The sequence below is a fragment of the Synechococcus sp. RS9916 genome (assembly GCF_000153825.1).
Classification (GTDB): domain Bacteria; phylum Cyanobacteriota; class Cyanobacteriia; order PCC-6307; family Cyanobiaceae; genus Synechococcus_C.
Genome location: NZ_DS022299.1, coordinates 1,604,136 through 1,617,980, shown reverse-complemented (window position 1 = coordinate 1,617,980; position 13,845 = coordinate 1,604,136). Strand labels below are relative to the sequence as shown.

The 13,845-nt window shown below is 55.7% G+C and carries 12 protein-coding genes; 4 read left to right on the top strand and 8 right to left on the bottom strand.

Translation table 11 applies throughout. The features are described 5' to 3' along the window. Positions 1-2 precede the first annotated feature (2 nt). On the top strand, positions 3-3,413 hold the full coding sequence (locus tag RS9916_RS08730) for an efflux RND transporter permease subunit (RefSeq protein WP_007098999.1): 3,411 nt from the start codon (positions 3-5) through the stop codon (positions 3,411-3,413). Beyond that, positions 3,413-3,730, top strand: coding sequence for a hypothetical protein (locus RS9916_RS08725; RefSeq protein ID WP_007098998.1), 318 nt, complete (start codon positions 3,413-3,415; stop codon positions 3,728-3,730). The genes RS9916_RS08730 and RS9916_RS08725 overlap by 1 nt, the downstream gene beginning before the upstream one ends. 63 nt (positions 3,731-3,793) lie before the next feature. Here RS9916_RS08725 and RS9916_RS08720 read toward each other — a convergent pair whose 3' ends face one another. Further along, on the bottom strand, positions 3,794-5,452 hold the full coding sequence (locus RS9916_RS08720) for an alpha-D-glucose phosphate-specific phosphoglucomutase (RefSeq protein ID WP_007098997.1): 1,659 nt from the start codon (positions 5,450-5,452) through the stop codon (positions 3,794-3,796). Positions 5,453-5,618: 166 nt separating this feature from the next. Continuing rightward, positions 5,619-6,020: a hypothetical protein gene (locus tag RS9916_RS08715; RefSeq protein ID WP_038023543.1), complete on the bottom strand. Its 402-nt coding sequence runs from the start codon at positions 6,018-6,020 to the stop codon at positions 5,619-5,621. Between the two features lie 1,058 nt (positions 6,021-7,078). On the opposite strand from RS9916_RS08715, the gene RS9916_RS13545 reads away from it, so the two are divergent. Further along, the gene (locus RS9916_RS13545) at positions 7,079-7,501 is read left to right on the top strand and encodes a hypothetical protein (RefSeq protein ID WP_007098993.1); all 423 of its coding nucleotides are present in this window, start codon (positions 7,079-7,081) and stop codon (positions 7,499-7,501) included. Positions 7,502-7,667: 166 nt separating this feature from the next. Here the strand turns inward: RS9916_RS13545 and RS9916_RS14535 are convergent, their stop codons facing one another. Further along, positions 7,668-7,961 (bottom strand): hypothetical protein, encoded by a 294-nt coding sequence (locus RS9916_RS14535; protein WP_156777518.1) that lies wholly within the window; start codon positions 7,959-7,961, stop codon positions 7,668-7,670. Between the two features lie 879 nt (positions 7,962-8,840). On the opposite strand from RS9916_RS14535, the gene RS9916_RS08700 reads away from it, so the two are divergent. Continuing rightward, the gene (locus RS9916_RS08700) at positions 8,841-9,128 is read left to right on the top strand and encodes a hypothetical protein (protein ID WP_156777517.1); all 288 of its coding nucleotides are present in this window, start codon (positions 8,841-8,843) and stop codon (positions 9,126-9,128) included. 259 nt (positions 9,129-9,387) lie between these two features. Here RS9916_RS08700 and RS9916_RS08695 read toward each other — a convergent pair whose 3' ends face one another. The 5 genes from RS9916_RS08695 to RS9916_RS08675 form a co-directional block, all read right to left on the bottom strand. Beyond that, entirely contained in the window at positions 9,388-9,864 is a 477-nt protein-coding gene (locus RS9916_RS08695; RefSeq protein ID WP_007098991.1) for a hypothetical protein, read from the bottom strand. Positions 9,865-10,090: 226 nt separating this feature from the next. Then, a complete protein-coding gene (locus tag RS9916_RS08690) occupies positions 10,091-11,503 on the bottom strand; it encodes a phospholipase D-like domain-containing protein (protein ID WP_007098990.1) in 1,413 nt (470 codons plus the stop codon). 54 nt (positions 11,504-11,557) lie between these two features. After that, a complete protein-coding gene (locus RS9916_RS08685; protein WP_007098989.1) occupies positions 11,558-11,746 on the bottom strand; it encodes a hypothetical protein in 189 nt (62 codons plus the stop codon). Between the two features lie 4 nt (positions 11,747-11,750). Further along, entirely contained in the window at positions 11,751-12,827 is a 1,077-nt protein-coding gene (locus RS9916_RS08680) for a DUF4912 domain-containing protein (RefSeq protein WP_038023541.1), read from the bottom strand. A gap of 160 nt (positions 12,828-12,987) precedes the next feature. Beyond that, a complete protein-coding gene (locus RS9916_RS08675) occupies positions 12,988-13,755 on the bottom strand; it encodes a phycobilisome rod-core linker polypeptide (RefSeq protein WP_232199564.1) in 768 nt (255 codons plus the stop codon). Positions 13,756-13,845 lie beyond the last annotated feature (90 nt).

Here is a 13,845-nt window from a genome sequence, read left to right as displayed (position 1 = left end):
TGATGTCTGCATCCAATAACTTCATCACTCGGCCGGTTCTGAGCACGGTCTGCAGCCTCCTGATCGTGATCGTTGGCTTGATTGCGATCCCGATCCTTCCGATCGAAAACCTCCCGGATATTGCACCTCCCACCGTCAAGGTGCAGGCCACCTATGTGGGTGCCGATGCCGTGTCGGTGGAGCAAGGGGTGACCTCGGTGCTCGAGCAGCAGATCAATGGTGTGGAGGAGATGGATTTCATCACCTCCAACAGTTCGGCCGATGGTGTGAGTTCGATTTCGGTGTCGTTCAACAGTGGCACCGACGGCAATATCAACCAGGTGAATGTGCAAAACAGGGTCTCCTTGGCGGAGCCCCAGTTGCCTGAGGAGGTTCGGAAGGCTGGCGTCACGGTCAATAAGGCCTCGAACTCAATCCTGCTGGTTTACAACTTCGTCAATAGCGATCCGTCCAAAACCGCTTACAGCGTTGAGACGATCAGCGGCTACCTCGATAAGAACCTCACCGACAACATCAAGCGTGTGCCTGGTGTGGGTGAAGTCACCTACTTCGGCAATCGCAAGGTTGCCTTCCGTCTTTGGCTGGACCCTGACAAGTTGGCCGCCAATGGGCTGACATCCACCGATGTGGTGAATCAGCTCAAAAGCCAGAACCGTTTGGTGCCTGCCGGCAAGGTGGGCGGACCCCCCTCTCCTGACGGGCAGGAATTCACCTTCACCGTTCAGCTCCAGGGTCGTCTGACCACCGAGGAGGAATTCGCCAACATTGTGCTGCGCACCACCGATGACGGTGGTTTGATCAGGCTTCGCGATGTTGGTCGCGTCAGCCTTGGTGGTGAGACCTATGGCATTGATGCCATGGATCTCCAGGGCACCCCCTCAGTGGGTGTAGCGGTTTATCAGCTCTCGGGTAGCAATGCCATCCAGGTGTCTGATGGTGTGAAGGATGTGATTGCCGAGTTCGAGCGCACCCTCCCTGTGGGCCTTGAATCGCAAGTCATTTACGACACCACTGACTTCATCAATCAGTCGATCAAAGGGGTGACCAACTCACTCCGGGACGCGGTGATCTTGGTGGTGCTGATTCTGTTTCTGTTCCTGCAGAACTGGAAAGCCACCCTGGTTCCGGCCATTGCCATTCCCGTGGCTTTGATCGGCACCTTTGCCCTTGTGCTCGCCTTTGGCTTCTCCCTGAACCAGCTCACGCTGTTTGGTCTGGTGCTGGCGACTGGCCTGGTGGTGGATGACGCGATCACCGTTGTGGAAGACACCTCGGCCAAGAAGGCCGAGGGGCTCACCTCCGTTCAGGCCGCCATGGCGACCATGGACGAGCTGTTTAGTGCCGTGATCGCGACCTCGCTGGTGAAGATGGCGGTGTTCCTGCCGGTGTTGTTCTTCCCTGGTGCCACAGGGACGATCTACAAGCAGTTTGCGGCGACGATCCTGTTCTCCATCGGGATCTCCACCTTTAACGCCCTGACCTTCTCGCCGATGCTGGCGGCGTTGTTGCTCTCCCGTGACACGAAGGAGCTCTCCAAGCAGCAGTACGCCACTGCCGGTGGATGTCTCGGTTTTGTGTATGGCTTGCTCAGCGCCGGAGGTGGTGCGGCGTTGGCCCTGGTGCCACTTGTGGTTGGTGCCTTGCTCGGCTTTGTTGCCGGCAAACTGACTGGGCGTCCGCTGCGCTTGCCCGGTGCAGTGGGTGGTGCGGTGGTCGGCTTGATCCTGGCTGGGGTGACCAATCTGATTCCAGTCGTGTTGTTCACCGTCCTCGGTGGCGGTGTGGGGTGGTTTGTGCCCGAAATCTTCGTCAATTTCAACCGTTATTACGCGGCCTTTGAAAAGCGCTACTCCCAGATCCTGGAGCAGGTGCTGAAGGCACGGCCGATGGTGATGGCGGCTCTGGGAATCGGCATTCTGCTCACTGGATTTGCGTTCACCCGGATCCCTGGAGGCTTTGTGCCGATTGAAGATCAGGGCTATGCCATTGGTGTCGTGCAGGCACCGGACGGTGTTTCCAACGAGACCACGTTGGCGATCAACCGTCAGGTGGCCGAGGTGCTCCGCAGTGAAAAGGACATCAAGGCTGCGGCCCTGTTCAGTGGTGCCAGTCTCGACGGCAATGCTCCCAACAAGGGTCTGTTTTTCTTCGGCACCAAGCATTGGGATGACCGCAAGGGCAGTGAGAACAGCGTCGCCGCCATCGTTGAGCGGCTGAACAAGAAGCTGTTCATGACCATCGATGGTGGACGGGTGTTTGTCGTCGAACCACCCTCGATTCCTGGCTATGGCGCCGGTGGTGGTTTCGAGTTTCAGCTCCTGGATCAGAGCAGTGGGGCCTATCCCCTCGATCAGTTCTTCCGTTCAGCAGAGCAGATCGTTCAGACGGGCAACACCAATCCGATGCTCAGCCGTGTGCGCACCTTGTTCACGCCTTCAGCTCCCCAGGTGGAAGTCAACGTGGATCGGGATCGGATGGCCTCGCTCGGTGTTGATTTCGGTTCGGCGATGCAGGCCTTCAGCGTCAACTTCGGTGGTGCATATGTGAATGACACCTTCCAGGAAGGCAAGGTGCGCCGGGTGTATGTCCAGGCAGAGGGCGCCAGCCGTGCCACCCCCGAACAACTCTCCGCGATCTATGTGAACAATGCCAAGGGGGAGTCGATTCCGCTGGCGGAGTTCTTCACGGTGGAGGCCACCACCGGTCCCAGCGTGATCCCGCATTTCAACCTCTACCGCTCAATCAAGGTCGAGGGCAATCCAGCGGAAGGCAAGAGTTCGGGGCAGGCGATCACCGCCATGAAGACCATCTTTAATGACGGCTCCTTCCAGGGGTTGGGTTTCGACTGGACGGGCATTTCCCGTGAGGAGGTCAAAGCCGGATCGTTGGCCGTGGTGATCTTTGCCCTCGGCATTCTGGCGGTGTTTTTGGTGCTGTCGGCTCAATACGAGAGCTATACCGATCCGATCATCATTCTTCTCACGGTGCCGACGGCGCTCCTCGGTGCCCTGGTGTTTTTGGGGGCCGCTGGCCAGGTGCTCAACATCTATGCGCAGGTTGGTCTGGTGATGCTGATCGGCTTGGCAGGAGGAAACGCGATCCTGATCGTTGACCTCGCCAACCAGAAGATGGGGGAGGGTGCTTCTGCTCTGGATGCGGCTCGCTTCGCCGCAAAGTCGCGTTTGCGCCCCATCCTGATGACGGCGATCTCTTCGCTCACCGGTTTCCTGCCTTTGATGCTGGCCAGTGGTGCCGGTGCCCAGAGCCAGTCGTCGTTGGGTTTGGTGGTGTTTGGCGGGCTGCTGGTCGCCACCTTCCTCTCCACGCTTGTGGTGCCGGTCTTTTATGTGGTGATGAAGTCACTCTTGGGGCAAGCCGATGCCAACCCGCCCGCTGATGCCCAGGTGAGTTGATGGAGCGTTCGTCGTCACAATCTTCAGGCCCTGAACATGCGATCACCAAGCGTTTCAGTGGTTCCAGGGTGTTGGTGGCCATTGCCATCGGCGCTGCAGTCGGACTTGCGCTGGCTTATTTCCTCAAGGTGTTGATCGACAACACCCCTGCTGAGCTCGATGTACGGCGTCTGCGTCTTTTTTATTTGATGGTGATCACCTCTTGCGCCTTGGCTGGATTTGCCATCGAGTCCACCCGGCAGTTGCAGGAGCAGGCCACCGATCCTGTCTACCGCCATTCCAACGCCCATCGCGGGCGTCGATCCCGCAAAGGTTGAGCCTGTTGGAGCGCATCAAAAAGCCCCCTCGCGGGGGCTCGAACGCTTGGTTGATCAGTCTGATCAGGTGATCACTGTCGGACGGTCCATGCCAGTGCGTTGCTCAATTTCAGCAAGCTGATTGATGGCGCTGATCATGTCGGCCAGAGCCACCTGGGGATCCATGGCCAGATCACCACTGCTGGGCACATAACTCTCCAGGTAAATGCGGATCGTGGCGCCCTTGGTGCCGGTTCCCGACAGGCGAACCACGACACGGCTGCCGTCGTCCAGGAGGATGCGAAGCCCCTGACCTTTGGTGACGGAGCTATCGATTGGATCGACGTAGCTGAAGTTGTCGGCGTTGGCGATCTGACGACCTGCAAAGGCTTGACCGATCAGGTCTGGGAGCATGCCCTCAAGGCGGTCGTACAGACCATGGGCTGCCTCACTGGCTACCGCTTCGTAGTCGTGACGTGAGTAGTAGTGGCGGCCGAAGCGCTTCCAGTGTTCATCCATGATCTCGGCCACGCTGCAGCGGCGCTTGGCGAGGATCTGAAGCCAGAAGAGCACGGCCCACAGACCATCCTTTTCGCGCACATGATTGCTGCCGGTGCCGAAGCTTTCTTCGCCGCAGAGCGTGATGCGTCCGGCATCGAGCAGATTGCCGAAGAACTTCCAGCCCGTGGGTGTTTCAAAGCACTCGATCCCCAGTTCCTTGGCCACCACATCCACCGCAGCGCTGGTGGGCATGGAGCGAGCCACCCCGGAGAGGCCGTCTGCATAGGCCGGGGCCAGGGTTGCGTTGGCGGTGAGCACCGCCAGGCTGTCGCTGGGATTCACGAAGCAGCGCTGCCCGAGGATCATGTTGCGATCACCGTCGCCGTCGCAGGCTGCTCCGAAGCGATAGTCATCGCCTTCCAGCAGCAGCTCCGCCAGATCATGGGCGTAGGTGAGGTTGGGATCGGGGTGGCCTTTGCCGAAATCCTCCAAGGGGATGCCGTTGCGAACGCTGCCTGCCGGGGCGCCCAGAAGCTCTTCGAACAACCGCGTGGCGTAGGGCCCGGTCACCGCATGCATGGCATCGAAGGCCAGCGGAAAATCGCTGCGGATCAGATCGCGGATGCTCTCGAAGTCGAACAGCTCCTGCATCAGCTCGACGAAGTCATCGACGCCATCGATCACTTCAACAACCATGGCGCCGATGCCATGGTTGCTAGGGGCATCGAGATCGATGGTTGGAGCTTCAACGATCGAATACTGCTCCAGGGTTTTGGTGCATTCGTACACCGCATCGGTGAAAGAGGCTGGAGTGGGGCCACCGTTGGCGCCGTTCACCTTCACGCCGAAGTCGCCGTTGGGGCCACCGGGGTTATGGCTGGCCGACAGGATGATGCCGCCGATCGCCTTGCGGCTGCGAATCAGGTTGGATGCCGCCGGAGTGGACAGGATCCCGCCAGTCGTGGTGATCACCTTGCTGACGCCATGGGCGGCTGCCATGCGCAAGATCACATCAATGGCACGGCGGTTGCCGTAGCGGCCATCGCCACCGAGCACAAGGGTGCCTCCCTGCACACCAGGAAGGGTGCGGAAGATCGCTTCAACAAAGCTTTCCAGATAGTTCGGCTGCTCGAACTGTTCGCTGCTTTTGCGCAGGCCTGAAGTGCCAGGTTTTTGGTCACTGAACGGGGTCTCAAGGCGGACCTGGCGTTGGATGGGTTCCGCGGTTGCCGTGCTGCTCATCACGCGAACGGGACTGTCTGAGGCAGGTAAACACGGGAACTTGCTTTCACGACGTGGTCACGACCACTTCTCGTAGCTCATGCTCGGAAAGTCCTGGCCTGGATCTCGGTGCAGTTGATGCAGGAGCTTCGCGATGAGGAGGGTCGTGACCTCCCCGCTCAGCGCTTTACGTTCGATTGGGATTGAATCCCCCAGATGGCGCACCCGTGGGTACGGGTGCCGATGGCTTCACAGGATTGGCGCAGACCACGGTGATTCGCCGGGCTGGCCGATCAATGTTGTCCCGGCGCTGAAAACTGTTGCTGCTGACCACCTTGGCGTTTTGCAGCAGTTCCCAGATGGTGTCTTTGCAGGCTGCTGGCAGGCGGGGGTGATCCATCAGCGGATCTGCAAGTTTCACGGTGCGATCACAGAACTCGGCTGTGTTCTCTCTGGAGCAGGCGTAAGCCTGCAGCTGGATCTCACGCAGCGCCTCGCGAGTTGGATACGGCATAGACACAGGTTTGGCCTGGAGGCCTGCAGGAGCAGTGAGGCTCAAGCCGATCAGAAGCTGCAGGGCACGTCGCATCTTGAATCCGTTCCTGCGGCCATTGTGAAGGCTGATTCGCGCTTCAGCCGATCTGGATCCGCCGGGTTCGCAGGGGGTGCAATACATCGATCAGCATCGTGGTGATCCACGCGCTTTCTTTCGGCTGCCAACTCACCAGCAAGAAGCGCCCTCGTCGTCGGCACTGCATGGTGTCCTGATGCGGATATCAACTCGATAGCGCTCTCCTCTCGCATCACGCCAAAAACTCCTGTCTTACTTTCAAGAGTGGAAGCAAATCAGTGTGTGCGGAGGCACGTACTACTTGATTGATCGGTCGTATGTTTTATGTTTTGACTTGATCATGATCCCAAAAATGTGGGGATTCCTCCCGTGTTTGACCGGCTCATGGTGGAGGCTTTGATCATGAGAGATTGATGCAATGACAATGGTTTGGATTGGGTTGAACGACGAACAAGTTCGGGTGCTTGAGGTTGCTTGGGAGGAAAGCGTCCTGCGCGACTTTGGTGAGAGGATCAGTTGTTGTTGGTTCATCGCTGTTATGAGCACCCAGGGGCGTTTTATCAATTGTCTTTGCTCCCGATGAAACGGTTTTTGGGGAGATATTTCCTCCCTATTTTGTTGGGCTCATCCCTCTACGCGTTGTGTCGCCCGACCACTCTGTTGTATGAGCGCATTGTTCATGTGTTTGTTGGAGATTCGTGGCCTTCCCTGAAAAGGGGTTTAAATTATTCCTGTCGATCTATTCTTGCGGATGATTTTGCGTACCGTCTCGTTGTTTACTCGCTGCCCAATGCCTTGTGGCATGTGTCTCTGTGTTTTGTGTTGAGTTTTGGCCTGAAGTCTTTTTGGGGTGTGAAGGGAGCCGTTTGGAGGTTTCGTCTTGTCTTGTTCTTATTTGTAGCGTTTGTGCCTGATTTTCTCCAGTTTCTGGGCTTGCTTCCAGGGACTTTTGACGTTTTGGATATTGCGTTGGCTTTTCTTGCTTCTATTTTTGTGTGGTCCGTGACTTAATGGTGCCTTTAAATAGTGCTCGTCAAAATGGCAGGTGTTAGGATGCCTTAAGGTTTTTTAGGCCAATGATTAAAAAGCTGATTTCTTTGTCTCTCGGGCTTGGCGCCCTGGCTGTGTTGGGGGCGGGCTCGGTCGAGGATGATACGGATTATTCTTCTTTTGATTATTCGTCGCCTAGCTATGAGGTCAACTACAAAACTTTGGCTGATGAGTTTGATGATAATTCAATTGCTGCAGAGTCTAAGTATGAGGGTAAATTGATTTATGTCAGTGGTCCGGTTGGCTCTATCGACAAAGACATTTTGGATAATCCGTATGTCTCGATCAGGGGAGAATACGACTTTGCGAGTGTTCAGTGTTTCTTGACGGATGACGAAGTTTCTGGTGCCACTTCTTTGAGCAAGGGGCAAAGAATTGTTGTGGCTGGTGTTGTGGGAGGAACAACCTTGGGGGTAACGCTTGACGGCTGCAAAGTGATTTCGAGGTGACTCGAGGAGGCTGCATCCTCTCTTGATCTGAATCGCACACGTTCTCTCCTGTTCCCCTCGACTGATCCCGCCAAAGAACCTGCTGGCAATCCAGCTTGCGTTGGACGTGTAGCGGGGTCAGTCTTGAACATGTTTCTTGGGTTAAGGCCGTTTTTAGCCTCAGCCACTAAAACATTTGGCAGCCTGAGGCCATTCCCTTCCTGCCACTTTCAAACCACACTCTTTTGAGGTTAGGTGGGCATGCAGCAGGTACTGCATTGGGAAAATTTTGTTTGATGATTTCGCGATACTTTTCTTTCAGTTGACAGGCTCTTTGATCTCCCTGTTCGCAAGACGCGTTGTATGTCTGCCAGAGTTGATCAAGTGATTCAAGATCTGCTGGTAAGCCTCTGCTGGCTTCTGCAGGCATTTGTAGGATGATTGCAAGTGCTGATGCAAGTGAGAAAAACAAAATTTTCATCGATTTTTCAGTGAATTGTCTGAGTCTATTCCGTATGCTGACACCCTCTAACTTTTTATCGTGGCCTTGTCGTCCGCGGTGCTCCTGCTAGTTCATCTGGAGCCTGCATCGCGCCATAGTCTGCCGGTCATCCGCCTTACTTGAGACGGATAAACCATTCCGAAAACGAATTGCCGGGTCTGCAGCCATAAACAAATTGACTCATGACATATTCTCTGCCAATCGGAGACCTTGTGCGCTGGCTTACGCTTGCGGTCCATGGTCGTCCTTGTTGATCATATGTGGTCCCATTGCTATCAATCTCGATCCAGCTACCGTTAGCTAGTGACCTCATCAGTTCCCCATTTGCTGGGTAGCGAAGATTGACATAGGTATCATTTGGATCGGAAACTTTGCACATCATTTCTTTTGCCTGGGCTGTATTGGTCAAGCTTGTCAATAGAAGAAGTGATGCTGTGGATAAGGCGACTCTTATTCTGTTTTTGGTTTGATGTGTGCGCGAATTGGTACGGTGGATTCTCTTTGGTGTCATGTCTGGTGATTGGTTTGATGGATTCGGATCGTTTGTTTAATTCTGCATGATTTTTTCAATTTAGAACTCTCCTGTTCACCCTTCCTATCGTGCTCGCTGACGTTCTGGTTTGTAGGGCTTCAGGTTTGGTGGTCTCCCATTCCGTGCTGTGTCAACGGTGATCGATTTCGTGGGGGCATTTTTTGCGGATGTTTTAGGGCTGCAGTGGTCCTTGTGAAAATAAGTTTCGACTCCGTGGTTTCAATCCTTGATCTGAATCATATTTATGTCAGTTGGTTGTTCTTTCAATGGCCCCGACTCCTGTAAAGCCTGGAGTAGTTGTCTGGGCAAAGGTGTATTTGGGAGCGATGGCTGCTCTGTATTTTGCTCTCCTGCTTTTAGCCCCCTTGATGATGGCTTCTGGGGATGAAGAGGCTTTTGCTTATGGAATAGTTTTTTTCGTGATCGGTCTTCCATGCGCGCTTCTTTCGCTTGTTCCCATTTTTCTTCCTCCAAAGCCTTGGGTCTGGGTCTGGATTTTGGTGGAAATTGCTTTTGGTATGACCAGTGTTTGTTGTCTGCCGGCTGCGTTGCCGCTTCTAATCTTTTGGCTTAAGCCTGAGACAAAGCGTTATTACGGGAAGGTTAATGTGTGAGGGTTTTTGCATTGCTTTTATGTGTGAATTGGCAATATAGGGCGGTGGCTGTATCGCCTAAACCTAGAGATAAGGATTTTAGTGATTGTCGAAAGTAATTGCGAGTACTTAAGTGCACTTTGCTCTGGCTTTGGCCGGCAAGATTTTCCGGGTCGTATGAGTTCGCCTCAGCCGTCTAAATGTACAGGTGAGTTGTGGAAGGCCGATCATTTTAGGGCTAAGTTTGCTGGTCTTCTGAGGGGCGCTGCTCTGCTCAGGGCTATAAGTCAATCGCTCTGTAGTCATGGGCAGTCGACCGTAGGGTTACCAGCATTCGATCAACCGAAAATGTGATGAGCATAATGGCGGCAATGCCAACTCCTGCTTCCAGAATGCAGATGCTTTGATAGGCACTGGCTAGTGCGGGACTTGCTTTTAGACTGTCGTTGACTTGATCAAAGCCCAGGTCAACAAGTTCAAGGAACGCTGCCCCAAGGCTGAAGAGGGCCAGGATGAACAGCCTGCTTACTCGCTCCTCGCTTTTGAGGACTGTTGTATGTCTGCTTAAATTAATTTGAAAATTGCATATCAAGAAAAACATGGCAAAGAGTGCCAGATGAAGAACATCCTTTTTTAGAAAGACTTCGACTATCTCAACAGTGATAACGCTGATGGCCGCTGCTACCAAAAAGAATCTAAGGGTCCCAAGCAGGGTGAATAGTGCTTTTTTGCCAATTGATTTGTGAATTGACGGCATCAATTCCCTCGGGTGCTTTCCTATTTTGCCATGCCTTCTTTAATGTTTTGTGGCGCTAGACACAAAACAGAGGCTTTGCATATCATTTTTCTTCTTCTCTTCGGGCTGTTTTTTGCTTTTGATTTGCTTTTGCGAGCCTGCTCTTTTCGCATTTCAGTCTAGCGTTGCTTTACTGAGTTTCCAGGTGGTTTCGCAGTCGAGTGTGGTTTCTTGTTTCAAATAAGGCTTAGTCTCTCTTCCGCCCACTCCCGCACAGTGCATGCTGTCGCTCCAGCTTTCGCCGCATCCGCTTGGTGATCCCCAGTTCTGCCCCGCGCCACATCCGATTCATTTCACGGGTGAAGTGTTTGGCAAGTTGCGGTGAGTGGATCACCAGCAGGGTTTCATCGTTGGTGTGAGCGGCAGAAGGTGACCAGTTGAAGGATCCCGTGATCACTGTTTTGTGATCGATTACGGCGAACTTGTGATGCAGCTTGTCACCACGTGCAAGACGAGGCGTGCCGACTCCTTTCACCGGTGTCGTGAATGGTCGGTTCCTGGCTTCCAGCATGCAGTTGTGATCCGGCATGGCCACCCCGAGTAAGTCGAGGACTTCTGAAAATGGGCGGCTGGCAAAGCCTGGGTCAGCCAGAAGCCGCACCTTGATGCCTTTCTCCACCAGCGCTTGCAACGTATTGGCCAGTGCTTGCGCTGAGAACACAAACAGGGCCATGTCGATGTTGCGTTGGGCCTGTCCCAGCTCCTGCGCGATCAGACGCAGTCCGTGATTTGGATGGCTCCTGCTGTGTGGGGCAAAGAGCACGCTGATGGTTTGGTTGCCGATCTGCACCTGTTCAAGAGCGGGATCACTTTTGCCGCGACCGAATTGACTTTTGGCGACGCCTCCAGGGCCATCACCCCACATGCGCGTGAATTCTGCGGCAAAGACGGCAGCAAGCTCAGGGCTGTTGAAGCGCAGCAGGTGATTGACATTGCCCCGAGTCCGCGGCGCTCCCGCATCTCCATGGATGCCAGAGCTGGTGAAATTGGCGCTGCCTGTGAGCACAAGACGGCGGTCGATCACCACGAATTTGTGATGCATCAATCCACTGCCTTTGCTGCCGTCTTCCGTGTCATCAATCATCGGTACGCCAGCCTGCGCAAGCAGGGCTAGGGCATCCCCTTCCAGTCGTTCTGTTGCGGTGAGGCGTCCGTCACCGTTTCGATCTGCCAGCTCGGCAAGCCGCTGAATCCGATGACGTGCATGGCGTGGCAAGCCTGCTTCATGCATCTGACTCCAGGGAGTGCTGTAAGTGTTTTCCAGCACCACTTGCACGCGAACCCCGCGTGCCTGGGCGCGCACCAAAGCCTGAGCAACAGCTGGAAGGGTCAGCTCTTGCACGGCCACCAGGCACTCCTCGTCAGCACCATCGATGGCGTTGATCAGCTCGGCTTCCAGGTTGTCTCCCTTGCGCCACTGGCCATCGATCGGGCTGCGATAGCCAACTCCATCGCGGTGGTTGAAGTGCACCTGGATGCCGGCTGGCAGCGATAGATCTGGGGCGGGATCACCAAGCACTTGTCCTGCTTGGCTGCAGGAGGCACAGGTGATGGGGGTAAGCGCCATCAGCGCAAGGCCCCAAACCTGGCGAAGGGTCATGGCTTTGGATTCAGGTGCTGATGGCAGTGTTCCCCGAGCTTGCTCCAGGGAGCATTAATGGGGCATTTCGGCGGTGCTCAGCATCGCCACGAACCATGCAGTGCTGAGAACGAGCGCCACGCCAACACCGGCTCCGATCCCCACCTTGGCAATGGTCAGTGGAACGACCACAGGGAAGGCCATCGCCCCGGCAAGCGGAGTGATGGCCACGATCCAACGCAGGGTTGAACGCTTGTCGTTCATCAGGTCAGAACCACTCAACCTGAGCTTCGCTCGCAGGGTTGGTGTTGTCTTCTGGGGTGACGCGTTCGAAGTTGAGTGTGATGTTGCGCTTCTGTTCGCCATCAGCAGCTGTGGCCTCGATCGGGTAGAGCTGCTTGCCATCCCGGAAAGGCACCTGAATCCGGAAGGTGCCATCGCTGGAGAGGGGAACATCCTCACCGCCAATGGTCAGGCGAGCCGACGGATCGGTGGCGCCGTAAACAATCAGCTCGGCGTCAGCGATCAGCCAGAAAGAGCGTTGGCGAGGGGCGACACCGCCAAGGCCGGACTCATTGCGACCACTCGCCCAGAGGCCAGCGCCGGAGTCGCTCAGGCCGCGCTGATCGCTTCCAATTCCTTCTTGCTCGTGCAGCACTTCGGAGCCCACGCGGCGGCTACGGAAATGGGTCGTTGCCGTTTGGTAGAGGCGCTCATGCAGGCCGCTATCGGTGTTGTCGGGAACATTGACCGGTGCGCTTGGAGCAGCCGCTGCCGGCGTTGCCTCCAGGCTGAACGGCACGAACTGATCCATGATCTGCTCGCTCGGATGCAGGGCCGGAACTCTTGCGACCGACGAGAAGGCCAGGGAGATCCAGCTGGCCCCTGCGCGGTAACCGAGCTCAACCCGATAGTCACGGTCACACAGGGGAACAGGCAGGTACCACTCGGTGCTGTGGCTATCCACAGGGACTTCCTGAAGGGTGTGGGGGTGTGAGCTTCCGTCCTGAATGCCAGTCACATCAGCCAGACGAAGGCTGAGGTGGGCAGCGCCGTCGGTTTGTGCTCGCTTGCGGTCTTGATCGCTGATTTCCCAGAACACGTAGGCCCACTGAGGGTCGCGCGGCAGAAAGACAACGCGAGTCGAGGAGGTCGAACGGGTGGGTGCCGACAGCTCAGATTCGATCGCTTTTTGATCTCCGCTCTTGCGCTCCTGGCGCTCTGCAATCTCGGAAACCAGGGCGTCTTTGCTCTTGCGGCTATACAGCGTCACCCCCAGATCACTCGCCATCTGACGCAGTTGGCGAAGCGTGAGGCGGGCCAGAGATGTCAGAGCTTGCGTCACGGTGGGAGTCACCCAGGTTTCTTTGGGATCAGTCTGCGTGAAAGATCCCGATTCAGATCACCTGCATTCCCCAGGGTCAGAAGATCCTGACCACTGGCGGCTTTTGGGGCACAAAAAAAGGGGCTCCAAAGCCCCTTCTGGAGTTGCGAAGGCCAAACGATCAGCGGCCGACGCTGCGATAAGGCACTTTGGCCATGTAGTCCATGTCGGAGGAGTTGGTTGGGGAGGCTCCTGGGGGATTGGCAAGGCCTGCAACCCAAGCCATGTAGTCGGATGGGGCGCCGCCACGTTTGATCTTGGCGCGAGCCGGAAGGGCTTTGGCAGTGCCAGTGAAGACGATCTGCGGGAAGCCCAAGATGCCCCGGTAGTACTCGTCGTAGCGAGGCGTGGAGACATTGAAAGGCGTATCGCCAAGGTCTCGACCGGGGAGGACACGGTTCCTCTGATAAGGAACGGTGTCGTAACCGAATGAGTCCAAGTACTCCTGGCTGTCGAGGAGCACATCCACAAGGCCTTCGAGCCCCTTGCTGGCGATCACGATCGACCAGGACAGCTCCTCACCCTTGCCATTCACCTTGCGGCCAAGAATGCGCTCGCAGAGGTGACGCACAACTTTGTAGTTGCTGTTGAACCCGTAGAAGGTGCGCTTGAAGGTATCCGAGAGGACCAGCCCTCGAATGAAATCGCGCACGGTGATCTGACCGTCGCGCAACTGGGATTCGAGGTTGACGTCTCGATCGGTCTTAAACGCGTGGAAAAAAATCTGGCGGTAAGCGCTTTCGATCACCGTCTTCAGGTTGTCGCCGTCCATGGCAATTTCCATGGAGTAGGCCCTGGATCCCTCGTCAGAGCCGATACGGATGTTGGGAACACCCGCTCTCAGAGCGTTCTGAGTAATCGGCGCGTACTTCAGAAGAGGAATGGCCACGCGAGCTTCAACGCACACTGAACCGGACTGTAAAGCGACGTTCTCAGTGGCTTCCTGGCTTTTCTGAAAAGCGATTACAGACCGTAATAC

Excerpts from the sequence above, each read along its gene's own strand:
- RS9916_RS08690 (WP_007098990.1), bottom strand. The coding sequence starts at position 11,503 with ATGACCCTTCGCCAGGTTTGGGGCCTTGCGCTGATGGCGCTTACCCCC.
- RS9916_RS14535 (WP_156777518.1), bottom strand. The coding sequence starts at position 7,961 with ATGAAAATTTTGTTTTTCTCACTTGCATCAGCACTTGCAATCATCCTA.
- RS9916_RS08700 (WP_156777517.1), top strand. The coding sequence starts at position 8,841 with ATGGCTGCTCTGTATTTTGCTCTCCTGCTTTTAGCCCCCTTGATGATG.
- RS9916_RS08695 (WP_007098991.1), bottom strand. The coding sequence starts at position 9,864 with ATGCCGTCAATTCACAAATCAATTGGCAAAAAAGCACTATTCACCCTG.
- RS9916_RS08715 (WP_038023543.1), bottom strand. The coding sequence starts at position 6,020 with ATGCGACGTGCCCTGCAGCTTCTGATCGGCTTGAGCCTCACTGCTCCT.
- RS9916_RS08685 (WP_007098989.1), bottom strand. The coding sequence starts at position 11,746 with ATGAACGACAAGCGTTCAACCCTGCGTTGGATCGTGGCCATCACTCCG.
- RS9916_RS08720 (WP_007098997.1), bottom strand. The coding sequence starts at position 5,452 with ATGAGCAGCACGGCAACCGCGGAACCCATCCAACGCCAGGTCCGCCTT.
- RS9916_RS08730 (WP_007098999.1), top strand. The coding sequence starts at position 3 with ATGTCTGCATCCAATAACTTCATCACTCGGCCGGTTCTGAGCACGGTC.
- RS9916_RS13545 (WP_007098993.1), top strand. The coding sequence starts at position 7,079 with ATGATTAAAAAGCTGATTTCTTTGTCTCTCGGGCTTGGCGCCCTGGCT.
- RS9916_RS08725 (WP_007098998.1), top strand. The coding sequence starts at position 3,413 with ATGGAGCGTTCGTCGTCACAATCTTCAGGCCCTGAACATGCGATCACC.